Source organism: Streptomyces sp. NPDC039609 (assembly GCF_055596705.1).
In genome coordinates this window covers 628,787-650,496 of sequence record NZ_JBVIUJ010000002.1, presented here as the reverse complement: position 1 = coordinate 650,496, position 21,710 = coordinate 628,787, and the positions used below count along the sequence as shown (strand labels likewise).

Sequence of the window (21,710 nt, the reverse complement as noted above, 5' to 3'; positions counted from 1 at the left end):
CACCGCTCCCCAGTGTGGGGTACGACACATCACTGCCACGAGGGGCGTGCGGTGACTTTTTGAGTCCGGTGGGTCACCGAACGTCAGAGCGCCGCGGCCCCGTTGGTGCGCAGCGACTGTCCGTACTGGGTGAGCACCCACAACTCGTTCTGCACGGCGGCCAGTTGGGCCGGGTCTCCGTTGACGCCGAGGCGGGCCAGAGTGCCCTGGATGTCGCGGACGCGGCGGTCGACGGCGCGCAGCCGGACCGAGACGAGCTGGGCGCCGGCGTAGACCTCGTCGACGACCTTGGCGAAGATCGCCTCGACGGCGAGCTCGGTGACGAGCGCGCGGACCGTGTCGTTCGGGGCGGCCTCGCGGACGGCGGACAGGTAGTCGGCGGGGGCTCCGGTGGCGCCTCCCGCGTCCTGGACGCACTGGCGGACGGCCGCGTAGGGCGGGGCGGTGAACTCGTCCGCGCCGTAGGCGTCGAAGGCCGGGGAGACCAGTTCGGGGCGCTGGAGGGCGAGTTTGAGCAGTTCGCGCTCGGTGCGGTGGGCGGGGCTGCGCAGATTGAGGGCCGGACCGCCGGCCGCGGCGGGGGCCTGGGTCTCGTACTCCCCCGTAGCCCTTCGGGCACCCCCGTGCTGCGGGGCCGGCGGCGCCTGGGTGCCGCGGCCGCCACGGTCGCGCTGCCAGCGGGCGATCTGGGCGACGCGCTTGACCACGAACGGGGTGTCGAGGATGCCGAGCATCCCCGCGAGCTGGACGGCGACCTCGTGCTGCGAGGCGATGTTCTTGATCCGGGCGACGATCGGCGCGGCCTCGTCGAGGGCGGCGGCCCGGCCCGCCGGGGTCTCCAGGTCGTACCGCTTCACGATCTGGCGGAGCGCGAACTCGAAGAGGGGGGTGCGCGGCTCGACCAGTTCGGCGACGGCCTGGTCGCCCTTGGCGAGCCGCAGCTCGCAGGGGTCCATGCCGTCCGGGGCGATGGCGATGTAGGTCTCGGCGGCGAACTTCTGGTCGTCCTCGAAGGCGCGGAGCGCGGCCTTCTGCCCTGCCGCGTCGCCGTCGAAGGTGAAGATGACGCGGGCCGAGCCGTTGTCCATCAGGAGTCGGCGGAGGATCTTGATGTGGTCGCCGCCGAAGGCGGTGCCGCAGGTGGCGATGGCGGTGGTGACGCCGGCGAGGTGGCAGGCCATGACGTCGGTGTAGCCCTCGACGACGACGGCCCGGCTGACCTTGGCGATGTCCTTCTTGGCCAGGTCGATGCCGTAGAGCACCTGGGACTTCTTGTAGATCGGGGTCTCGGGCGTGTTCAGGTACTTGGGCCCGTTGTCGTCGTCGCGGAGCTTGCGGGCGCCGAAGCCGACGACATCGCCGCCGACGTCCCGGATCGGCCACATGAGCCGGCCGCGGAAGCGGTCGATGGGGCCGCGGCGGCCGTCCTGGGAGAGCCCGGAGAGGATCAGTTCCTTGTCGGAGAAGCCCTTGCCGCGCAGGAAGCGGGTGAGGTGGTCCCAGCCGGCCGGGGAGTAGCCCACGCCGAAGTGCTCGGCGGCGGCCTGGTCGAAGCCACGCTCGGCGAGGAACTTGCGGCCGATCTCGGCCTCGGGCGAGCCGAGTTGGTCGATGTAGAACTGCGTGGCGACCTGGTGGGCCTCGACCAGCCGGATGCGCTCGCCGCGCTGGTGGCCGGGGTTGTAGCCGCCTTCTTCGTACCGCAGCGTGATGCCCGCCTTGGCGGCGAGGCGCTCGACCGTCTCCGAGAAGGAGAGGTGGTCGATCTTCATCACGAAGGCGATGGTGTCGCCGCCCTCCTGGCAGCCGAAGCAGTGGAACAGGCCCTTGCTCGGGCTGACCTGGAAGGAGGGCGACTTCTCGTCGTGGAAGGGGCACAGACCCTTGAGGTTGCCGCCACCCGCGTTGCGGAGCTGGAGGTACTCGGACACGACGGCGTCGATCGGGACCGCGTCCCGTACCGCCTTCACGTCGTCATCGTTGATCCTGCCTGCCACGCAGGAAGTCTACGGCGGTCCGGGCGGTCGTCCCCCGCGGAGGACGCTGTCGTGGGCGTCCGGACTAGGGGACGAGGCTCTCCAGCGGGACGGAGGGATTGCCGAGGACCTCGGTGTCCACCGGGGACTGGGCGCGGATGAGCTGCTGGATCGGCTCTGTGACGTCCCACACATTCACGTTCATCCCCGCCAGGACCTTGCGGTCCTTGAGCCAGAAGGCGATGAACTGCCGCTTGCCGACGTCGCCGCGCAGCACGACCTGGTCGTAGGAGCCGGGCGGCGCCCAGCCCGAGTACTCCATGCCCAGGTCGTACTGGTCGGAGAAGAAGTACGGGACACGGTCGTAGGAGACGGACTGACCGAGCATGGCGCGGGCCGCGGCCGGGCCGCCGTTGAGGGCGTTGGCCCAGTGCTCGACACGCAGCCGGGTGTGCAGGAGCGGGTGGTGGGCGGCGGCGACGTCGCCGGCCGCGAAGATCTCGGGGTCGGAGGTGCGCAGCGACGCGTCGACGGCGATGCCGCCGCCGTGGGCGCGGTCGACCAGGTTGAGGCCGGCGGCCTCGGCAAGGGCGGTGCGCGGGGCCGCGCCGATCGCGGCGAGGACGGCGTGGGCGGGGTGCTCCTCGCCGGCGTCGGTGCGGACGGCGAGGACCATGCCGTCCTGGCCGATGATCTCGGTGAGCCGGGCGCCGAAGACGAACCGGACGCCGTGCTCGGTGTGGAGATCGGCGAAGAGCTGGCCGAGCTCGGGGCCGAGGACCTGGTGGAGCGGGGTGGGTTCGGACTCGACGACGGTGACCTCGGCGCCGTAACCACGGGCCGCGGCGGCGACCTCCAGACCGATCCAGCCGCCGCCCGCGATCACCAGGTGGCCGTTGTCGCGGCCGAGGGAGGCGAGGACGTGGCGCAGCCGGTCGGCGTGGGCGAGCCTGCGCAGATGGTGGACGCCGGCGAGCCCGGTGCCGGGGATGTCGAGGCGGCGCGGCTCGGAGCCGGTGGCGAGGAGAAGCCGGTCGTAGCGGATGGTGGTGCCGTCGCCGAGGCGTACGGTGCGGGCCTCGCGGTCGATGACGGTGACGGGCTGCCCGAGGTGGAGCTCGACTTCGGCGCGGGCGTACCAGGCGGGCTCGTGGACGAAGACGCTGTCGCGCTCCTCCTTGCCGGTCAGATAGCCCTTGGAGAGGGGTGGGCGTTCGTAGGGGTGGTCGCGCTCGTCGCCGATGAGGATCACTCGGCCGGTGAACCCCTCGGAACGGAGTGTCTCCGCCGCCTTGGCCCCGGCCAGGCCCCCGCCGACGATGACGAAGGTCTGATCTGCGTCGACCACTTGATGCCTCCTCGTTGCGACCGCTTCTACGCTACGCCTCCGGGCGTTCGGCGAGCCGTACCGCCTCGGGCCCTCCGCCGAGCGTCCCGCACGGAGCGTGATCGGGGAAGGGGGCGGGGTCCCCTACGGACGGCGGGGGCGGAGACGGGCGTGGAGGGTTCGGGCGGAGGCGTCGGTGAGTGAGGCGATCTGGTCGATGATCACCCGCTTGCGTGAGCGGTCGTCGCCGGCCGCGTCGAACAGGGCGCGGAACTGCGGGTCGAGGCCTTCGGGGGCGCGCGCCGTGAGCGCCTCGGCGAGTTCGGCGAGGACGACGCGCTGGTCGGCGCGGAGCGCTTCCTGCTCGGCGCGCTGCATGACGTACCGGTCGGCGACGGCCTTGAGAACGGCGCATTCGTTGCGGGTCTCGCGGGGGACGACGAGCTCGGCGGCGTACCGGGTGAGGCGTCCGGAGCCGTACGCCTGGCGCGTGGCGCCCTCGGCGGCGAGGCAGAAGCGGCCGATGAGCTGGCTGGTGGCGTCCTTGAGGCGGGCCTGGGCGACGGCGGATCCGTCGTAGCCGTGCGGCCACCACTCCTGGTCGACGAGCCGGTCGAGCGCCTCGGCGAGCTCCTGCGGGTCGGTGTCCGACGGTACGTAGCGGCCGACGGCGACGCTCCAGATGTCGGCGCGCTCGGCCTCGGAGAAGAGCATGTTGGGGTCGATGTGTCCGGCGTGCAGGCCGTCCTCGAAGTCGTGGACGGAGTACGCCACGTCGTCGGACCAGTCCATGACCTGGGCCTCGAAGCACTTGCGGTGCTCGGGGGCGCCCTGGCGGGCCCAGCGGAAGACGGGGATGTCGTCCTCGTACACGCCGAACTTCGGGGAGTCCGGGTCCTCGGGATGGCCACCGCGGGGCCAGGGGTACTTGGTGGCGGCGTCGAGGGCGGCGCGGGTGAGGTTGAGGCCGACGCTGACGGGCTCGCCGGTGGCGGGGTCGGCGATGAACCGCTTGGGCTCGATACGGGTGAGCAGGCGCAGGGACTGGGCGTTGCCCTCGAAGCCGCCGCAGTCCTTGGCGAAGTCGTTGAGGGCCTGCTCGCCGTTGTGCCCGAAGGGCGGGTGGCCCATGTCGTGGGCGAGGCAGGAGGCCTCGACGAGATCGGGGTCGCAGCCGAGCGCGGCGCCGAGCTCACGGCCTACCTGGGCGCACTCCAGGGAGTGGGTGAGCCGGGTGCGGGGGCTGGCGTCCCAGGCGTGGCTTCGCGATCCGGGGGTGACGACCTGGGTCTTCCCGGCGAGTCTGCGCAGCGCGCTGGAGTGCAGCACTCGCGCGCGATCGCGCTGGAAGGCGGTCCGCCCTGGCCTCTTGTCGGGCTCTGCGGCCCAACGGTCGGTCGCGGTGTCGTCGTAGCCGGGAGTGTCCGTGATGCCTTCCATGCACCGAAGGTATCCGGCGGGACCGACACATGGGGCTAGGCGGACATCAGTTCCTGCTGGGAGCCGAGGAGTGCGACGGCCTGGTCGTAGCGGTGGAGGACCAGGCGGGCGAGTGCGGGGTGGGCGCCGAGGGGGGCGGAGGCGATCCAGGGGGCGTGGGCGGTGGCGCGGGTGGCGAAGAGGCCGGGGGCGGTGAAGCAGGAGGCGACGGCGATCCGGTGCCGGCCTCGGGAGGCGAGGGTGCGCAGGGCCTCGGGGACGGTGGGTGCGGAGGCGGAGGCGTACGCGGGGACGACGGGCACTCCCCCGAGTCGTTCGCCGAGGAGGGCCGCGGTGCGGCGGATGTCGGCGAGGGATTCGGGGTCGCGGGAGCCGGCGGCGGCCAGGACGACTCCGGTAGAGCGCGAGGCACTGTCCGCGGAGGTCCAGCCGGCCTCGGCGAGCCGGTCGGCCAGCGCCTCGACGAGCAGGGGGTGTGCGCCGAGCGGGGCGGCGATCCGGGTGCGCACGGCGGGTGCGGCGGCGGCAGCGGCGGGCAGATCGTGCTTGACGTGGTAGCCGCGGCCGAAGAGCAGGGGGACGAGGACGGCGTCCCCGCCGGGGTGGCGCGCGAGGGTGTCGGTGAGGAGCGGGGCGTTCAGCTCGATGTGGGCGAGGCGGATGTCGAGGCCGGGGCGGAGCTCACGGACCCGGTCGAGCAGCAGGGCGAGGGTGGCGCGCGCCCGGGGGTCGCGGCTGCCGTGGCCGACGGCGATGAGGGTGGGCGTGCCCCCTGGCCTGCCCACGGGGGTGCCCCCGGGCCTGCTCACGGGCCTGCTCGGCGGCCTGTTCATGGGCCTGCCCGTTCTCGTCGGGGGGAGGTGGCTCAGCTGGTCGCCGAGCTGCGCGGTGATGCGGCCGAGCAGCTCGGCGGTGCTGTCGAACGTGGTGTCCGGCTCCGTCATGAACCGATCCTGACCCCGGCGCGTTGCCTCCCCGTTGCGTGGGGGTCACGAGTGTTTTCCATGGGCTCACCGTCCGCCCACCCGCGTTGTCAGGCGCCGGTGTCGAGCCAGACCCGTAGGGTCCCGATCTCCTCGAAGCCGAGAGCGACGGCGGGTGCCAGGTCGTCGCCGGACTCGTAGCCGACGACGGATCTGCCGTCGTCCACCAGCGTCAGGCAGCCCGCCCAGGTCACGGTCGGGTCGAGTCCGTCGGCGGTGAAGAGGTTGGAGACTCCGGTCACCGGGCCGCTGTCACTGAGCACCGCGCCGCCGACGATCCCGCCGTCGGCGCCGTACCCCGCGACGACCTTCGTCGCCGGGTCGGCGAGGAGCTCGGGGCGGAACAGCGCGGACTCGTCCGCGTCCCCGCCGCTCCAGGCCGTCGCCCAGGCGGCCAGCTCCTCCGGAGTGCGGACCTGCCGCCAGTCCGTGTCCGCCGAGGCGTCGACGGCGAGGGCGGGCAGCCGACCGGGCCGGTGGATCCACTGCGCGTCGAAGAGGAGCCGGAAGCCCTCACCGGCCAGATCCAGGCGCGCGAAGCTGTCCTTGACGGAGGCTCCGGGGGCGTTCCGGTCGATGCCGTCGAGGACTTCCCTCACGGACGAGTCGGCGGTCAGCGTCACCGCGTCCGGGTAGTAGAGCGGGGTGCGGCGGGCGTTCGTCCAGGCGTGCGGGCCGAAGGCCCCGGGCCGGCCGTGGGCGCGGCACATGGCCTCGCACCACTCGGCGTTGTTGCGGACGGCTTCCATGATCATGCGCGGATCGTACGGTTCTCCCCCTCACTTCCTCATTCTTTTATCTAGCGGAATATCTTTTCCGCCATGCGAATGACTCCCTCTCCTCTCCCCGGGCTCCCCCGAAGAGCCGTCGCCGAACTCGTCGGCACCGCCGCGCTGATGGCCGTCGTCGTCGGGTCGGGCATCCAGGCGGCCGCGCTCAGCCAGGACGTCGGGGTGCGCCTGCTGGCCAACTCGCTCGCCTCCGCCCTCGGGCTCGGCCTGCTCATCGCCCTCCTCGGCCCGCTCTCCGGCGGCCATCTCAACCCGGTCGTCACCCTCTCCGAGTGGTGGGCCCGGCGGGGCGAGGAGGGCGCCCCCGACGTCCGCGAGGTCGCCGTCTACCTCGCCGCCCAACTCGCCGGCGCCGTCGCGGGCGCGCTGCTCGCCGAGGCCATGTTCGGGCGGACGCCCGGCACCTGGTCCACCCAGGTCCGCTCCGACACCCATCTGCTGCTCGGCGAGACCGTCGCCACCGCCGGGCTCGTCCTGCTCGTCCAGGGGCTGCGCCGCATCGACCGTTCCGCGCTCGCCCCGGTCGCCGTCGGCGGGTACCTCCTGGCGGCGATCTGGTTCACCTCCTCGGGCTCGTTCGCCAACCCGGCGGGCACGGTCGGCCGCGCCTTCTCCGACTCCTTCACCGGCATCGCCCCCGCCTCGCTGCCCGGATTCATCGGGGCGCAGCTCCTCGGCGCCCTGCTCGGCATCGCCCTCGCCGCCGTGCTGTACGGCAGGAACGAACACGGCGGGAACGAACCGAACGGCTCCGATTCGCGTCGAAAGGGGTGACGAGGCAGGCAAGATCGACGGAGGTTCCATGCGAGGCGTACGTGTACCGGCCCGGGCGGTGGCCGCCCGGCTGAGGCGGCTGATACCGCTGCCGCGCACCACCCGCGCCCGCCGCCGCACCGTCCAGGCCGTCATGCTGGGCGCGGTCCTCGCCCTCACGCCCGCCACCTGGACGCACGCCGTCGCCGACGGCCGGCTGCGGACCACCGCCGAGGTGCCCGCCCAGGACGTCGCCGTCGTCTTCGGCGCCGGCCTCTGGAAGGGCCGCCCCACCCCGTACCTCGCCCACCGCCTCGACACCGCCGCCGAGCTGTACCGCGCCGGCAAGGTCAAGGTCGTCCTCGTCACCGGCGACAACAGCCGCGTGGAGTACGACGAGCCGGACGCGATGCGCGCGTACCTCACCGAGCGCGGGGTGCCGGACGGCCGGATCGTCAGCGACTACGCGGGCTTCGACACCTGGGACTCCTGCGTCCGCGCGAAGAAGATCTTCGGCGTCGACCGGGCCGTCCTCGTCACCCAGGACTTCCACATCAAGCGGGCCGTGGCACTCTGCCGGGCGGCCGGGATCGAGTCGTACGGCGTGAAGGTCGTCGAACCGCACGACTCCGTCTTCTACTACGGCGGCGTCCGGGAGCTGGTCGCCGCCGGCAAGGCGGCCGTGGACGCGGCCCTGCGACCGGACCCGCACTTCCTCGGAGAGCGCGAGGAAGGCGTGACGGAGGCGCTCGCGTCGGCGCGCTAGACGGCGCCTGGTGGACCAGGGGCTGATCCACCAGGCGCCCCCGAGCCCTCACCTCGGTCGGGGTACCCGAGGGAGCAGAACGCGCACGACTCGTAATCCGGCGCGCTGCCTCCCGTAACACGCCCGTCTCATGATTTCCGCATGTACGAGGCTGTCACCACCCCCACGCACTGCCCCTACTGCGCGCTCCAGTGCGGCATGTCACTGAGCCCGAAGGGCGCCTCCGTCGAGGTGGTGGAGCGGACCGACTTCCCCGTCAACCGGGGCGCGCTGTGCGGCAAGGGCCGCACCGCCCCGGCCGTACTCTCCTCCCAGGTCAGGCTGACCGGGCCCCTGGTCCGATGCCCTGACACGGGCGCCCTGGTGCCGGCCACCTGGGAGGAGGCTCTCGCCGCCGTCGCCGATGGGCTGCGCCGGACCCGCGCCGACCACGGACCCGATGCCGTGGGGGTCTTCGGCGGCGGCGGCCTCACCAACGAGAAGGCGTACACGCTCGGCAAGTTCGCCCGGCTCGTCCTGGCCACCTCGCAGATCGACTACAACGGCCGCTTCTGCATGTCGTCGGCCGCGGCCGCGCACCAGCGGGCGTTCGGGCTCGACCGGGGGCTTCCGTTCCCGCTGGAGGACATCCCCCGCACCGGGTGTGTGATCCTCGTCGGCTCCAACCTCGCCGAGACGATGCCGCCGGCGCTGCGCTACCTCACCGAGCTCAAGGAGAACGGCGGCAAGCTCATCGTCGTCGACCCGCGGCGCACCCGTACCGCCGAGCAGGCCGACCTCCACATCGCGCCCCGCCCGGGCACCGACCTCGCGCTCGCCCTCGGGCTGCTGCACCTGGTCGTCGCCGAGGGGCGGGTCGACGAGGAGTTCGTCCGGGAGCGTACGGAGGGATGGGAGCCGGCCCGGGCCGGGGCGATGGCGCACTGGCCCGAGCTGGTCGAGCGGATCACCGGTGTGCCCGTGCCGCTGCTGCGGGACGCGATGCGGATGTTCTGCGACGCGGAGACCGGGATGGTGCTCACCGCGCGGGGCCCGGAGCAGCAGTCGAAGGGGACGGACACGGTCGGCGCGTGGATCAACCTCTGCCTCGCGACCGGTAAGGCCGGTCGGCCGCTCTCCGGCTACGGCTGCCTCACCGGCCAGGGCAACGGCCAGGGCGGCCGGGAGCACGGCCAGAAGGCCGACCAGCTCCCCGGCTACCGCAAGCTCGACGACCCGGCGGCGCGGGCGCATGTGGCCAAGGTGTGGGGCGTGGCCCCGGAGTCGCTGCCGGGCCCGGGCCGCAGCGCGTACGAGCTCCTCGACGCGCTGGGCGGCGAGGTGAAGTCCCTGCTCCTCATGGGCTCCAACCCCGTCGTCTCGGCACCGCGCGCCGCGCACATCGAGGAGCGGATCCGCTCGCTGGACTTCCTGGCCGTCGCGGACGTCGTCCTGTCGGAGACGGCGGAACTGGCGGACGTCGTGCTGCCGGTCACCCAATGGGCGGAGGAGACCGGGACCACGACGAACCTGGAGGGCCGGGTGCTGCTCCGGGAGCGGGCCCTGACCCCGCCGGAGGGGGTCCGCACCGACCTGGAGGTGCTGCACGCGCTGGCCGGTCTGCTCGGCTGGGAGAAGGGCTTCCCCACGGACCCGGAGGAGGTCTTCGACGAACTCCGCCGCGCCTCGGCCGGCGGCCCGGCGGACTACTCCGGCATCAGCTACCGCCGCATCCGCGAGGAGAACGGCGTCTTCTGGCCCTGCCCGGAGGAGCCGGAGCCGACGGCGGACGCCGGCCCGGCGGGCGGCCTCGCGACGGAAGCCGCGACCGACGGCGCACCAGAGGCCGCCGCCCCGACGACCGAGGCCCGGCCCCACCCCGGTACCCCGCGGCTCTTCCTCGACCGGTTCGCGACCGGCGACGGGCGGGCGCGGTTCGTGCCGGTCGTGCACCGGGCCGCCGCGGAGGAGACGGACGCCGAGTATCCGATCGTGCTGACCACCGGACGGGTCGTCGCGCAGTACCAGTCCGGGGCGCAGACCCGGCGGGTCGACGAGCTGAACGCGGCCGCGCCCGGCGCCTTCGTCGAGTTGCATCCGCGGCTCGCGGAGCGGCTCGGAGTGGCCGACGGCGAGCGGGTGGCCGTGGTCTCACGGCGCGGCCGGTCGGTGGCTCCCGCCCGGGTGACCACCGCCATCCGGTCGGACACCGTCTTCATGCCCTTCCACTGGCCCGGCGAGGGCCGGGCGAACACCCTCACCAACCCCGCCCTCGACCCCGTCTCCCGGATGCCGGAGTTCAAGGTGTGCGCGGTCCGCCTCGAGCCCGCCAGTCCCCGCCCCCGATGAGCGGGCCGTACGGGGTGCCGGGCGCCGCGAAGTAGACCCAGGCGCGGACGGCCGCCCGGTCCCGGAGCCGTACGACCGGACGCTCCGCCCGCTCGTACCCGGCCCCGCCCTCCACCTGGTCGAGAGCGGCGAGCAGTGCGCCGTACTCCCCGGGTGCGGCGGTCACCAGGTCGCCCGCGATCAGGCCCTCTCCCGGTACGGCGTACGGATAGCCGGGCCCGTCGTACAGCAACGCCCCGGAGAGCCGGGCCGGTTCCTCCGCCGCCGTGCGGCCGAGGAGGAAGCGGTCGTGGTTGTACTCGCCCGGCCGCAGCGTGCCGTAGACGAAGAACGGCAGCTCGGTCATTCCGCGGGCGCCGTCGTCGTCTCGGCCTCGATCCACTCCAGGTACGCGGGCGACGCGCGGACCACCGCCGTGGCGACGATCTCCGGGGTGTCGTAGTCGTGCACGGCCAGCAGGTGGGCCTCCAAGGCCTCGTAGCGGGCCTCGGTCGTCTTGAAGAGGACCTGCCACTCCTCCTCGGTCTCGATCGCCTTCCGCCAGTGGTAGACGGAGGTGACGGGCCCGGAGATCTGCGCGCAGGCGGCGAGGCGGGCCTCGACCGCCCCGCGCGCGAGCTCCTGTGCCTTGGCGGCGCTGTCGGTGGTGGTGAGTACGGTCAGTGCGAGGGTCACCCCCTCACCGTACTCAGGCCGCCGCCGCGAACTGGGCCGCGTACAACCGGGCGTAGGCACCGCCCGCCGCCAGCAGCTCCTCGTGCGTGCCCTGCTCGGCGATCCCGCCGTCCTCCATCACGAGGATCACGTCCGCGTCCCTGACGGTGGAGAGCCGGTGCGCGATGACGAAGGAGGTGCGGCCTTCCCGGAGGGAGGACATGGCCCGCTGGATGAGGACCTCGGTGCGGGTGTCGACCGAGCTGGTCGCCTCGTCCAGGACCAGGATCACCGGCTCGGCCAGGAACGCCCGGGCGATCGTGATCAGCTGCTTCTCGCCGGCGCTGAGACCGGCGCCGTCCTCGTCGAGGACCGTGTCGTAGCCGTCGGGCAGGGTGCGGATGAACCGGTCGGCGTGCGTGGCCATGGCGGCCTCGACGATCCGCTCGCGGCTGACCTTCCCGCCGGCTCCGTAGGCGATGTTGTCGGCGATCGTGCCGCCGAACAGCCAGGTGTCCTGGAGGACCATGCCGATCCCGGACCGCAGGTCCTCCCGCGACATCGCCGAGATGTCCACGCCGTCGAGGGTGATCCGGCCGCCCGTCACCTCGTAGAACCGCATCAGCAGGTTCACCAGCGTCGTCTTCCCGGCGCCGGTCGGGCCGACGATCGCGACCGTCTGGCCGGGCTCCACCGTCAGCGACAGGTCCTCGATCAGCGGCTTCTCCGGCTCGTAGCGGAACGCCACCTCCTCGAAGGAGACCCTGCCGGTCACCCTCTCGGGGCGTCGCGCTCCGGCGGCCGTCGGGGACTCCTCCTCCGCGTCGAGGAGGTCGAAGACCCGCTCGGCGGAGGCGACTCCGGACTGAAGCAGATTGGCCATGGCCGCCACCTGGGTGATCGGGCCGTTGAACTCGTACGAGTACTGGATGAACGCCTGGACGTCGCCGACGGTCAGCGTCCCGCTCGCCACCCGCAGGCCGCCGACCACGGCGATCAGGACGTAGTTGACGTTGCCGACGAAGGTCAGGGCCGGCTGGATGAAGCCGGACATGAACTGGGCGCGGAAGCTCGCCCCGTACAGCTCCTCGCCGAGCTCGTCGAAGCGTGCCACCGCCTCGTCGCGCCGCCCGAAGGCGACGACCTCGGCGTGGCCGGTGAACATCTCCTCCACATGGCTGTTGAGGCGCCCGGTGACGGCCCACTGCTTCACGAACTGCGGCTGGGCGCGCTTGCCGATGCGGGCGGCCACGAACAGCGCGACGGGGACGGTCGCCAGTGCGACAAGGGCGAGCAGCGGGGAGATCCAGAACATCATCACCAGCACGCCCACGAGGGTGAGCAGCGCCCGGACCATCTGGCTGAAGGCCTGCTGGAGGGTCTGGGTGATGTTGTCGATGTCGTTCGTGGTGCGGCTGAGGACCTCGCCGCGCGGCTGCCGGTCGAAGTACGAGAGCGGCAGCCGGGCGAGCTTGTGCTGCGCTTCCTCGCGCAGCCGGTGACCGGCCCGCTGGACGACGGTCGTGGCGAGCCGCTGCTGGAGCCAGTTGAGTCCGGCGGAGACGACGACCAGGGCGAGGGCGGCGGCGAGGACCCGGGCGACGGCCCGGAAGTCGACGCCGGCCGGGCTCGCGGCGCCGGAGATCACGAGGTCGGTGGCGCGGCCGAGGATCATCGGGCTGAGGACGGCGAGCGTGACGCCGATCGCCGCTGCGGCGAACACGGCGAGCAGCCGCGGGCGTTCGGGGGCCATGGTGCGCAGCAGGCGCAGGCCGGAGGAGCGGAAGTTCAGTGACCGCTCGAGGGACGGGGTGGCGATGCCGGGACCACGCTGCTGAACGGCGGGTCCACGGCGCTGAGGGGCGCTCACGCTGCTTCCTCCTCGGTGATCTGGGAGAGGACGATCTCCCGGTAGGTGGCGTTGTCCCGCATGAGTTCCTCGTGGGTGCCGCTGCCGACGGCCCGGCCCTGGTCGAGGACGACGATCCGGTCGGCTCCGCGGATGGTGGAGACGCGCTGGGCGACGATGACGACGGTCGCGTCGGAGGTCTCCCGGGCGAGGGCTTCTCTCAGCAGGGCATCGGTCCTGTAGTCGAGCGCCGAGAACGAGTCGTCGAAGAGGTAGACCCGGGGGCGGGCGACGAGGACCCGGGCGATGGCGAGGCGTTGGCGCTGACCGCCGGAGAGATTGGCGCCGCCCTGGGCTACCGGCGCGTCCAGTCCCTCGGGGAGGTTCCGTACGAAGTCGGCGGCCTGGGCGATCTCCAGGGCGTGCCACAGCTCTTCGTCGGTCGCCTCGGGCTTTCCGTACCGCAGATTGGTCGCGACCGTGCCGGAGAAGAGGTACGGCTTCTGCGGGACGAGTCCGACGGTACGGGCGAGCAGGGTGCGGTCCATGTCGCGGACGTCGACGCCGCCGACCTCGACCTCGCCGCCGGTCGCGTCGAAGAGGCGTGGGACGAGCCCGAGGAGGGTGGTCTTGCCGCTGCCGGTGGAGCCGATGACGGCGGTGGTGCGGCCGGGGCGGGCAGTGAGGCTCACCGAGCGGAGGACGGGTTCCTCGGCGCCGGGGTAGCTGAAGTCGGCGTCGCGGATCTCCAGCCCTCCCGCCTCGCCCAGCTCTCGGACGGGCGCGTCGGGCGGGGTGACGGACGGCTCGGTGGCGAGGATCTCCTGGATGCGTTCGGCGCTGACCTCGGCGCGGGGCATGTGCATCATCAGGAAGAGGACCATCATCACCGACATCATGATCTGGAGCAGATAGCCGAGGAACGCGATCAGCGAACCGGCCTGCAGGGCGCCGGACTCGATCCGGTGGGCACCGGCCCAGATGATGGCGACGGTCGCGAGCTCCCAGACGATCAGCACGATCGGGAACATCACGGACTGGAGCCGGCCCACCCGCAGTCCGACCTCGCGCAGTTCGTCGTTGGCGGCGCCGAACCTTCGCTGCTCGCGCCGGTCGCGGACGAACGCCCGGACGACCCGGATGCCGGTGATCTGTTCGCGCATCACGCGGTTGACCCGGTCGACGCGCTCCTGCATCCCGCGGAACAGCGGCCGCATCCGCAGCACGACGGCACCGACGGCCCCGGCCATGAGCGGCACGAAGAGCAGCAGGAGGAGGGCGAGGGGGACGTCCTGGTCGAGAGCCATGACGATGCCGCCGACGCACATCAGGGGCGCGGCGACCAGCATCGTCAGGACGAGGACGGCGAACGTCTGGACCTGCTGGACGTCGTTGGTGGTGCGGGTGATGAGGGAGGCGGTGCCGAAGCGGCTCATCTCGCGGGCGGAGAAGTCCTGGACGCGCCGGAAGGCGACGGCGCGCAGGTCACGCGCCACCCCCATGGCGATCTTCGCGCCGAAGTAGACGGCGGCGGCCGCCGCGGCGGCCTGGAGGAGGGTGACGGCGGCCATCAGTCCGCCGCCGGCCAGGACATGGGCGGTGTCGCCGCGCAGGACTCCGTTGTCGATGACGTCGGCGTTGAGGGTGGGAAGGGTGAGGGAGGCGAGGGACTGGACGAGTTGGAGGATGACGACCAGGGCCAGGGTGCGCCGGTAGGGCCGCAGCCGGCCGGCGACGAGTCGGAACAGCATGGTTCCCGTTGCTCCTCAAGCCGCGTACGGACGGGTGGACTTGGCGTTGCGCAGTGCGTGCGCCCACCAGGCGATCTGGTCGAGCATCGACTTGGCGGCGGCGTCGGGGCGGGTGGGGTCCTTGTGGCGCCCGTCCTCGTCGAAGTGGCCGTGGGCGTTGTGGAAGGAGACCGTGTCGCGGACGGTCACGGCGTGCATCTCGGCGTAGACCTGCCGCAGTTGCTCGACGGCGCGCAGTCCGCCGGACATCCCTCCGTACGAGACGAAGCCGACGGGCTTGGCATGCCATTCGGAGCCGTGCCAGTCGATGAGGGACTTCAGGGAGGCGGGGAAGGAGTGGTTGTACTCGGGGGTGAGGACGACGAAGGCGTCGGCGGCGGCGAGGACCGGGGAGACCTTGGCCAGCTCGGCGCGGACGGCGGGGTCGGGGTCGTACGAGAGAGAGGTCGGCAGGCCGACCTCGGCGAGGTCGACGACGTCGACGGTGAAGTCGTCGCGCTCGACGGTCCGGCCGAGGAACCAGTTGGCGACCACGGGGGCGAAGCGGCCCTCGCGGTCGCTGGCGATGATGACGGCGAGCTTGAGCGGCGCGACCTGGGCGGAGTTGACGGAAACGGCAGGGTTCGCGGAGTTCGCGGAGTTCGTGATGTCCATGCCGAGGATCTTGGTACCTCAAGCTTGGTTGAGGTCAAGCGTCGATTTTCCGTATGCCTCTCCACATACGGTGAGGGCATGACGACGCCTGCCCCGCACATCGAGATCGACGGCTCCCCCGCCACCAACCCGAAGGTCCTCGCGAGCCTCCTGACCGGCTACGGCCACTTCACCGCCGCCCAGGTGCGCGACGGGCGGGTGCAGGGCCTCGACCTGCATCTGGCCCGCCTCGACCGTGCCGGCCTGGAGCTGTTCGACGAGGGTGTGGACGGGGAGCGCGTACGGGCCCTGCTGCGCGGCGCCCTGGAATCGGCGGGCCGGCGGGACGCGGCGGCGCGGGTGTACGTCCACCCGGACCTCGCCGGAGGCACCCGGACCACGGTGACCCTGGCGGATCCGTACCACCACGTTCCGACCCCGCAGCGCCTGAAGTCCGTCGTGTACGGGCGTCCGGCGCCCCACATCAAGCACGTCGGCGGCTTCGGCCAGACGTACTACGGGGAGGCGGTGCGGCGCGAGGGCTTCCACGAGGCGCTGCTGACCTCCCCGGACGGCGAGATCGCCGAGGGCGCGGTCACCAACATCGCCTTCTGGGACGGCACGTCACTGGTCTGGCCGTCGGCCCCCTGCCTGCACGGCATCACGATGACCCTGCTGGAGTCCCGCCTGGAATCGGTACGGCGCCGGGTGACCCGGGACGACCTCGCGGGCTTCCGCGCGGCCCTCGTGACGAACTCCCGGGGCATCTCGCCGGTCGAGCGAATCGACGGCGTGGACTTCGCGGTGGACGAGGAGCTGATGGGGCGGGTGCACGAGGCGTACGCATCGGTGCCGTGGGATCGGCTGTAGCGGGCCCGACGGCGTCCCGGAACAGGCAACACGACCTTTTCCAGGGGGTGTTCGAGTGGGCCCGCGCGGCGATCGAGGGGCTGATCGTCTGACGGTCGCGGCGACGGAGGCCTCCGCGCGGGGAGCCTCTCCGCATGGGGCTCGATCTCCGGGCGCGGTCTCCGGGCGGGGAGCCTCCCCGAGGGGCTCGATCTCCGGGCGCGGTCTCACGGTGTCACCCGTTCGACACGGGCCGCCACCTCACTCCTCGCAACCCATCCTGACCTGCGTAAACACTGGCCGGGCAAGGCGACACACCGTACCGGACGGCGTAATTCTGACCCTCCATCAGCAGGCGCGCGGCGCGGCGCGGCCCTTATCTCGGTCCTAGGAGGTAGGTCCCGGGAAGTCCCTCCCGGGAGACCTCCCCGGCACGTCCGCTCGCGCGCCCCGGAGGACCCATGCGCACCACTGCCCGTCTGCTCACCGGTACCGCGCTGACGGTCGCCGCGATCGGTGCCTTCGCCGCACCGGCGGCGTACGCAGGGGACCACGAGGCCCTGGAGGTCTATCCGTCCTCCGCCACCCCCGGCACCACCATCACCGTCAACACCCTCGCCTGCGGCTCGCACGGGCACGGCGTCGGGGACGCGAACTCGCTCGGCGCGGGTGAGTTCCAGCTGAATCCGAGCACACACAAGGAGGTCGTGGTCGGTCAGTTCACGGTTCCGCACCACGCCAAGGCCGGTACGTTCGGCATCAGCGTCGCCTGCGACAACGGCAAGACCGCTCGCGGCGAACTCGTCGTCAAGCACAAGAGCCCGAGCGGCCATGTCCAGACCGGTGTCGGCGGCAGTATCGGCCCCGACACCGCCCAGATCACGGCGGGCGCGGCGGTGCTGGCCGCGGCTGCCGTCGGCGGTACCTGGCTCCTGCGCCGCCGGGCGAGCGGCGCGCAGGACGACTAGGGATTGCTCCCGGGCCTCCTGCCCGGGCTCCCTGGGACGTACCGCCCGTTCCCTGCCCCCGCCGCGCCCCTACGAGGGCCGGCGGGGGCAGGGCCACATCCCCCTCCCGCATCACCCCCGCACCACCCGAGAGGGCAGACCGTGAGCAGCAGGACCAAGGGCTGGGGCATGGCGATCGCCGCTTGCGTCGGCATCTGGCTCGTCCAGAACGGCTCGGAGAACGTCACCCCGCCGGTCCCGTCGGCCGCCGAGGCGTTCGCCGCCGGGCCGAACGCGCACACGGACGCCGCCGCCGACCCGCTGTCGCCCTCCACCCCCGTCCGGCTGCGCATCCCCGAGATCGACGTCGACGCGCCCATGACCGGGCTCGGGCTGAGCCCGGACGGCGCGCTCGACGTGCCGCCGGCGAGCGACCGCAATCTGGCCGGATGGTACGAGGACGGCACCACGCCCGGCGCCGAGGGCACGTCGATCGTCGCCGGCCATGTCGACAACGCGCGGGGCCCGGCCGTCTTCTACGCGCTCGGCGCGCTCAAGAAGGGCGACAGGATCGAGGTCGACCGGCAGGACGGCCGTACCGCCGTGTTCACGATCGACGCCGTCGAGGTGTACGAGAACAATGACTTCCCGGACGAGCGGGTCTACGGGGAGAAGGACCGGGCCGAGCTCCGGGTCATCACCTGCGGCGGCGGGTTCACCAAGAAGTCCGGCTACCAGGGGAACGTGGTGGCCTTCGCCCACCTCATCGGTGTGCGCTGATCGGCCGCCGTCAGCTCCACTGGTCGAAGGCGAGCTTCGCGACCAGCGAGAACACCACGAACAGCAGCACCCCGCGGACGAACTCCGAGCCCTTGCTCAGCGCCATCCGCGCCCCGATCATGCCGCCGGCCAGGTTGAAGACGGCCATGACGGCGGCCAGCTGCCACAACACGCTGCCCTGGTAGGCGAACATCGCGAGCGCGCCCGCGTTGGTGCAGACGTTGACGATCTTGGCGGTGGCGGAGGCGGTCACCAGGTCGAGATGGAGCACGGCGGTCAGCGCGAGGACCAGGAAGGTGCCGGTGCCCGGCCCGATCAGGCCGTCGTAGAAGCCGATCCCGCCGCCGACGAGCACGATCGCGGTGACGATCCGGGCCCGGGTCACGGGTGCCTTGTCCTCCCCCTGGATCCCGAAGGACGGCCGCAGCATCACGAACGCGGCCACGCCGACCAGCACCACCATGATCACGGGGCGTAGTACATCGCTGCTGATCCCGGCCGCGAAGAACGCGCCGCCCATGGAGCCGGCGAGTGCCGCGAGCCCGATCCGTACCGCCGTCTTCACCTGCACCGGCGCCTTGCGCACGTACGTGACGGCGGCGCCTGACGTGCCGACGATCGCGACGGCCTTGCTGGTGCCGAGGATCTGGGCCGCCGGGACCTGCGGGAGGCCGAGCAGCAGCGCGGGCAACATCAGGAGCCCTCCCCCGCCGACCACGGCGTCGATCCAGCCGGCCACGAGTGCGGCGATACAGAGCAGGACGACGGTGGTCAGGGAGATGTCAGGCATGGTCGCGAGCCTAGGGAGAAGATGCGTGCGCCGTCCATCAATCCCTGGAGTCTTGAGCTACGTCTGAGGTTGTGCCGGTCGGCGCCCGGTCCGGCGTGGGCGGGGCGGCCGGTTCCACGGCGGCCGTCAGGAACGTCGCGGCGAGCGCGCCGACGGTGAGGAGTCCGGCGGCGAGCCGCCGGCGTGCGCGGTCGGTCGGGTGGACGGTGGCCCGGGCGGTGGCGCGGGCGCGCGGGGCTCGGTGCTTAGCCATGGCTGAAGTCCTCGGAGTGGATGCGGCGGACGGGGACCCCGGCCCGGACGAGTGCGTCGGTGGCGGCGCGGGCCATCGCGGGCGGGCCGCACAGATAGACGTCATGGGCGGCGAGGGTCGGGCACGAGGTTGCGCAGCGCCTGTGGGGCGAGGGGGTCGAAGGAGGCGTCGGAGGGGCCGAGGAGGTAGTGGAGGGCGGCCTGTCGTCGGCGGGCGATCCGCTCCAGTTCCTCGCGCAGGACGAGTCCTTCGGCGTCGGAGGCCCGGTACAGCAGCGTCACGTCGCCGGGCCCGCCGGGCAGGGTCTCGAAGAGCGCCCGCATCGGGGTGATGCCCACGCCCCCGGCGAGCAGCAGCACCTTGCGGCGCGTACGGCGGTGCGCGGTGAGCGCGCCGAACGGGCCGGCGGCAAGGACCCTGGTGCCGGGGCGCAGCCGCCGGATCCGGCGGGTGTGGTCGCCGAGCGCCTTGACGGTGATGCGCAGGGTGTCGTCGTGGACAGGGGCGGAGAGGGAGAAGGGCAGCGCGGTCCGCCAGAGCCCGCGGGTCAGGAACCGCCAGCGGAAGAACTGGCCCGGTTCGGCGCACAGCCGCTCCAGGCCGGTGCCGCGGATGGTCACCGAGACGACGTCCGGGCCCTCGTCGCGTACCTCGGTCACCTGCAGGGCGTGGCGCAGCGCCTGCCGGACGGGGACGACGATCCGGTACCAGACGAGGAGGACGGCGACGGTGGCGTGCGCCATCGACCAGGCCCAGACGGCCGGCAGGCTTCCCGCGAGGTCGGGGCCCGCGAGCTGGTGCACGAAGCCGAGGGCGGCGGCGAGGTGGCTGAACAGATGGACCGCCCGCCAGGTCTCGTGCCGCAGCTGCCGCCGGGCGGCCCGGGCGGAGGTGACACCGACGGCGACGAGGAGCGCGGTGCCGGCGGTGGCCGCGGCGAGCGCCGGGTAGGAGAGCAGCCCGAGGGTGGCGGTGACCAGGTCGGTACGGGTGTGAACGGCGTACCCGCACAGGGCGAGGAGCGCGTGGGCACCGACGAGGCCGAGGACGTACCGACCGCCGAGGGCGTGCCAGCGGGCGAGCCGGTCGGCGCCGACGCCGTGCTCGACGGCGGGGACGCGGGCCATCAGGAACAGCATGACGAGGACGCCGTAGCCGGCGAGCAGCCCGGTGAGATGCGCGCCGGTCGCGAAGACGGCGTCCAGGCGCGCGGACGCCTCGGCCTGGAGCCCCCAGAGCAGGGCGACGGCCCCGGCTCCGCCGACGACGGCGTTACGCAGCCGATCGGGGGCGAGGCGGGGCGCGGGCGCGGCCACGGGGGTGCGCGGGGACGGACGCGCCGCCGCGCGCACGTCGAAGAGGGGTTCACTGACCTCGGTCGTCACACCCGCACACTAGGGTCCGCCCGTATACGAGAACCCCAGGTCAGCCGCTCCCCCGCGATCCTTAAGGTCCCCTTGAGGAGACTCTGACCACTGGTTAAGCCTCACACCCGTCCGCCTCACAGTGCGAACCCCGCAGGTCTGAGATCAGCGTTCCGCAGGGGAAACAAACGGGATGCCGACGGGTAACACCCGCCCCGCACTCTTCGAGACATGAGTACACGGATCGTGGTGGTCGGAGGCGGAACGGCGGGCGTCCGGCTCGCCCAGCGCCTGCCGGTCACCCTCCTCGGCGAAGAGCCGCACGCACCGTACAACAGGGTGCTGCTCGCGGACGTCCTCGCCGGACGGTACGCGCCGGAGGTGATCGCGCTGCCCGCTCCGCTGGAGCCGGTGCGGCGCGGGGTGCGGGCGGTGCGCATCGACCGGGTCGCCAGGACCGTGGAGTGCGAGGACGGGACGACGGTCGGCTACGACCGGCTGGTCCTGGCGACCGGCTCCAACCCCGTGCTGCCGCCGCTGCGCGGACTGCGCGGCTCGCGGCTGCCGTCGGGCGTCCACCCGTTCCGCACGCTCGACGACTGCCTGGAGCTGCGGGGGCTCGTCCGGTCCGGGGTCCGCGCGGTCGTCATCGGCGGCGGACTGCTCGGAGTCTCCGCGGCCCGCGCGCTGGCGGCGCTCGGCGCCGAGGTCGTCCTCACCCAGCAGGGCGAGCGGCTCATGGAGCGCCAGCTCGACGCGCAGGCCTCGGAGCTGCTCCGGGAGCACGTGGAGTCCCTCGGCGTCGAGGTGCACACCGAGTGCCGGGTCAGCGGCCTGCGCCAGGAGGACGGCGCGGTCACGGCCGTGGAGCTCGCCGACGGCTTCGTGCTCGACGCCCAGGTCGTGGTGCTTGCGTGCGGGGTCCGGCCGCGTGTCGGGCTCGCCCGGGACGCCGGTCTGGACGTCCGCAGGGGCATCGTCGTCGACGACGAGCTGCGGACCTCCGACCCGTACATCCACGCCATCGGCGACTGCGCCGAACACGACGGCCGCGTCTACGGCCTGGCCGGCCCGGCCCTGGAACAGGCGGACGCGCTGGCGGACCTTCTCCTGTCGGAGACGCCCGCTGTCGAGGCCGCCGCGACCCCGCCGGCTGCGACCGCGCCGGAGGCGACGTCCCGGCCCGCCTACACCGGCACCCGCGCCCTGACCCGCCTCACGCTCGGCGGGCACGACGCCCTCGACCTGGCCGCGTTCGGCGAGGCCACCCCGCTGCCCGGCGACGACGTCGTCCAGCTGACCGACGCCACCCGGCGCGCCTACCGCAAGGTCGTCGTCCGCGGCGACCGCCTCGTCGGTGGCGTGCTGCTCGGCGATCTCGCCGCGGTCGGGGCGCTCGCCCGGGCCTGGGAGGGCGACGAGGCCCTTCCGCCCGCTCCCCTGCTTCACCTGCTCACCCATGACGGAGGCTCCTGA

General features: G+C 72.7%; 20 protein-coding genes. 7 read left to right on the top strand and 13 right to left on the bottom strand.

From position 1 onward, the window contains the following. Positions 1-83: 83 nt before the first annotated feature. The 5 genes from dnaG to ACZ561_RS08310 all read right to left on the bottom strand — a co-directional run bounded on the left by dnaG (position 84) and on the right by ACZ561_RS08310 (position 6,481). Complete coding sequence (gene dnaG / locus ACZ561_RS08330) at positions 84-1,997, bottom strand: DNA primase (protein WP_470991020.1); 1,914 nt, start codon at positions 1,995-1,997, stop codon at positions 84-86. 64 nt (positions 1,998-2,061) lie between these two features. Next, positions 2,062-3,324, bottom strand: a complete 1,263-nt coding sequence (locus tag ACZ561_RS08325) for an NAD(P)/FAD-dependent oxidoreductase (RefSeq protein ID WP_470991018.1) — start codon at positions 3,322-3,324, stop codon at positions 2,062-2,064. Positions 3,325-3,447: 123 nt separating this feature from the next. Further along, entirely contained in the window at positions 3,448-4,743 is a 1,296-nt protein-coding gene (locus ACZ561_RS08320; protein ID WP_470991016.1) for a deoxyguanosinetriphosphate triphosphohydrolase, read from the bottom strand. Positions 4,744-4,778: 35 nt separating this feature from the next. Further along, positions 4,779-5,687: a sirohydrochlorin chelatase gene (locus tag ACZ561_RS08315; RefSeq protein WP_470991014.1), complete on the bottom strand. Its 909-nt coding sequence runs from the start codon at positions 5,685-5,687 to the stop codon at positions 4,779-4,781. Between the two features lie 89 nt (positions 5,688-5,776). After that, a complete protein-coding gene (locus ACZ561_RS08310) occupies positions 5,777-6,481 on the bottom strand; it encodes a hypothetical protein (RefSeq protein WP_470991012.1) in 705 nt (234 codons plus the stop codon). Between the two features lie 66 nt (positions 6,482-6,547). On the opposite strand from ACZ561_RS08310, the gene ACZ561_RS08305 reads away from it, so the two are divergent. The 3 genes from ACZ561_RS08305 (at position 6,548) to ACZ561_RS08295 (ending at position 10,364) form a co-directional block, all read left to right on the top strand. After that, positions 6,548-7,291, top strand: a complete 744-nt coding sequence (locus ACZ561_RS08305) for an aquaporin (RefSeq protein WP_470991010.1) — start codon at positions 6,548-6,550, stop codon at positions 7,289-7,291. Between the two features lie 28 nt (positions 7,292-7,319). Continuing rightward, on the top strand, positions 7,320-8,036 hold the full coding sequence (locus ACZ561_RS08300; protein ID WP_470991008.1) for a SanA/YdcF family protein: 717 nt from the start codon (positions 7,320-7,322) through the stop codon (positions 8,034-8,036). Positions 8,037-8,177: 141 nt separating this feature from the next. Beyond that, the gene (locus ACZ561_RS08295; protein WP_470991006.1) at positions 8,178-10,364 is read left to right on the top strand and encodes a molybdopterin oxidoreductase family protein; all 2,187 of its coding nucleotides are present in this window, start codon (positions 8,178-8,180) and stop codon (positions 10,362-10,364) included. Here the strand turns inward: ACZ561_RS08295 and ACZ561_RS08290 are convergent. The 5 genes from ACZ561_RS08290 to ACZ561_RS08270 are packed head-to-tail and all read right to left on the bottom strand — an operon-like array spanning position 10,315 to position 15,272. After that, positions 10,315-10,710, bottom strand: coding sequence for a gamma-glutamylcyclotransferase family protein (locus ACZ561_RS08290; RefSeq protein WP_470991004.1), 396 nt, complete (start codon positions 10,708-10,710; stop codon positions 10,315-10,317). The genes ACZ561_RS08295 and ACZ561_RS08290 overlap by 50 nt on opposite strands. After that, a complete protein-coding gene (gene cutA, locus ACZ561_RS08285; protein ID WP_470991002.1) occupies positions 10,707-11,039 on the bottom strand; it encodes a divalent-cation tolerance protein CutA in 333 nt (110 codons plus the stop codon). Before cutA ends, ACZ561_RS08290 begins: the two co-directional genes overlap by 4 nt. A gap of 13 nt (positions 11,040-11,052) precedes the next feature. Further along, positions 11,053-12,888, bottom strand: a complete 1,836-nt coding sequence (locus ACZ561_RS08280) for an ABC transporter ATP-binding protein (RefSeq protein ID WP_470991000.1) — start codon at positions 12,886-12,888, stop codon at positions 11,053-11,055. Beyond that, the gene (locus ACZ561_RS08275; protein WP_470990998.1) at positions 12,885-14,618 is read right to left on the bottom strand and encodes an ABC transporter ATP-binding protein; all 1,734 of its coding nucleotides are present in this window, start codon (positions 14,616-14,618) and stop codon (positions 12,885-12,887) included. Before ACZ561_RS08275 ends, ACZ561_RS08280 begins: the two co-directional genes overlap by 4 nt. Before the next feature lie 15 nt (positions 14,619-14,633). Continuing rightward, positions 14,634-15,272, bottom strand: a complete 639-nt coding sequence (locus ACZ561_RS08270) for an NADPH-dependent FMN reductase (protein WP_470990996.1) — start codon at positions 15,270-15,272, stop codon at positions 14,634-14,636. Between the two features lie 78 nt (positions 15,273-15,350). On the opposite strand from ACZ561_RS08270, the gene ACZ561_RS08265 reads away from it, so the two are divergent. The 3 genes from ACZ561_RS08265 to ACZ561_RS08255 all read left to right on the top strand — a co-directional run bounded on the left by ACZ561_RS08265 (position 15,351) and on the right by ACZ561_RS08255 (position 17,827). Next, positions 15,351-16,121 carry an aminotransferase class IV gene (locus ACZ561_RS08265; protein WP_470990994.1) on the top strand — a complete coding sequence of 257 codons (771 nt, stop codon included), beginning with the start codon at positions 15,351-15,353 and terminating at the stop codon, positions 16,119-16,121. A gap of 440 nt (positions 16,122-16,561) precedes the next feature. Beyond that, the gene (locus tag ACZ561_RS08260; protein WP_376437497.1) at positions 16,562-17,068 is read left to right on the top strand and encodes a hypothetical protein; all 507 of its coding nucleotides are present in this window, start codon (positions 16,562-16,564) and stop codon (positions 17,066-17,068) included. Between the two features lie 168 nt (positions 17,069-17,236). Continuing rightward, on the top strand, positions 17,237-17,827 hold the full coding sequence (locus ACZ561_RS08255) for a class F sortase (RefSeq protein ID WP_470991331.1): 591 nt from the start codon (positions 17,237-17,239) through the stop codon (positions 17,825-17,827). Between the two features lie 10 nt (positions 17,828-17,837). Here the strand turns inward: ACZ561_RS08255 and ACZ561_RS08250 are convergent, their stop codons facing one another. From ACZ561_RS08250 to ACZ561_RS08240, 3 genes are all read right to left on the bottom strand, one after another. Beyond that, the gene (locus ACZ561_RS08250; protein WP_470990992.1) at positions 17,838-18,617 is read right to left on the bottom strand and encodes a sulfite exporter TauE/SafE family protein; all 780 of its coding nucleotides are present in this window, start codon (positions 18,615-18,617) and stop codon (positions 17,838-17,840) included. Positions 18,618-18,654: 37 nt separating this feature from the next. Beyond that, positions 18,655-18,870: a hypothetical protein gene (locus tag ACZ561_RS08245; RefSeq protein ID WP_470990990.1), complete on the bottom strand. Its 216-nt coding sequence runs from the start codon at positions 18,868-18,870 to the stop codon at positions 18,655-18,657. Between the two features lie 101 nt (positions 18,871-18,971). Further along, positions 18,972-20,255, bottom strand: coding sequence for a ferredoxin reductase family protein (locus ACZ561_RS08240; RefSeq protein WP_470990988.1), 1,284 nt, complete (start codon positions 20,253-20,255; stop codon positions 18,972-18,974). 210 nt (positions 20,256-20,465) lie between these two features. Here ACZ561_RS08240 and ACZ561_RS08235 point away from each other — a divergent pair, with 210 nt between their 5' ends. After that, on the top strand, positions 20,466-21,710 hold the full coding sequence (locus ACZ561_RS08235) for an NAD(P)/FAD-dependent oxidoreductase (RefSeq protein ID WP_470990986.1): 1,245 nt from the start codon (positions 20,466-20,468) through the stop codon (positions 21,708-21,710).

Bases quoted from the DNA above. Each gene is read 5' to 3' on its own strand.
- ACZ561_RS08315 (WP_470991014.1), bottom strand. From the start codon at position 5,687: ATGACGGAGCCGGACACCACGTTCGACAGCACCGCCGAGCTGCTCGGC.
- ACZ561_RS08320 (WP_470991016.1), bottom strand. From the start codon at position 4,743: ATGGAAGGCATCACGGACACTCCCGGCTACGACGACACCGCGACCGAC.
- ACZ561_RS08260 (WP_376437497.1), top strand. From the start codon at position 16,562: ATGCGCACCACTGCCCGTCTGCTCACCGGTACCGCGCTGACGGTCGCC.
- ACZ561_RS08265 (WP_470990994.1), top strand. From the start codon at position 15,351: ATGACGACGCCTGCCCCGCACATCGAGATCGACGGCTCCCCCGCCACC.
- ACZ561_RS08290 (WP_470991004.1), bottom strand. From the start codon at position 10,710: ATGACCGAGCTGCCGTTCTTCGTCTACGGCACGCTGCGGCCGGGCGAG.
- ACZ561_RS08255 (WP_470991331.1), top strand. From the start codon at position 17,237: ATGGCGATCGCCGCTTGCGTCGGCATCTGGCTCGTCCAGAACGGCTCG.
- ACZ561_RS08300 (WP_470991008.1), top strand. From the start codon at position 7,320: ATGCGAGGCGTACGTGTACCGGCCCGGGCGGTGGCCGCCCGGCTGAGG.
- ACZ561_RS08275 (WP_470990998.1), bottom strand. From the start codon at position 14,618: ATGCTGTTCCGACTCGTCGCCGGCCGGCTGCGGCCCTACCGGCGCACC.
- ACZ561_RS08245 (WP_470990990.1), bottom strand. From the start codon at position 18,870: ATGGCTAAGCACCGAGCCCCGCGCGCCCGCGCCACCGCCCGGGCCACC.
- ACZ561_RS08295 (WP_470991006.1), top strand. From the start codon at position 8,178: ATGTACGAGGCTGTCACCACCCCCACGCACTGCCCCTACTGCGCGCTC.
- ACZ561_RS08270 (WP_470990996.1), bottom strand. From the start codon at position 15,272: ATGGACATCACGAACTCCGCGAACTCCGCGAACCCTGCCGTTTCCGTC.
- ACZ561_RS08235 (WP_470990986.1), top strand. From the start codon at position 20,466: ATGAGTACACGGATCGTGGTGGTCGGAGGCGGAACGGCGGGCGTCCGG.
- ACZ561_RS08305 (WP_470991010.1), top strand. From the start codon at position 6,548: ATGCGAATGACTCCCTCTCCTCTCCCCGGGCTCCCCCGAAGAGCCGTC.
- ACZ561_RS08250 (WP_470990992.1), bottom strand. From the start codon at position 18,617: ATGCCTGACATCTCCCTGACCACCGTCGTCCTGCTCTGTATCGCCGCA.
- ACZ561_RS08310 (WP_470991012.1), bottom strand. From the start codon at position 6,481: ATGATCATGGAAGCCGTCCGCAACAACGCCGAGTGGTGCGAGGCCATG.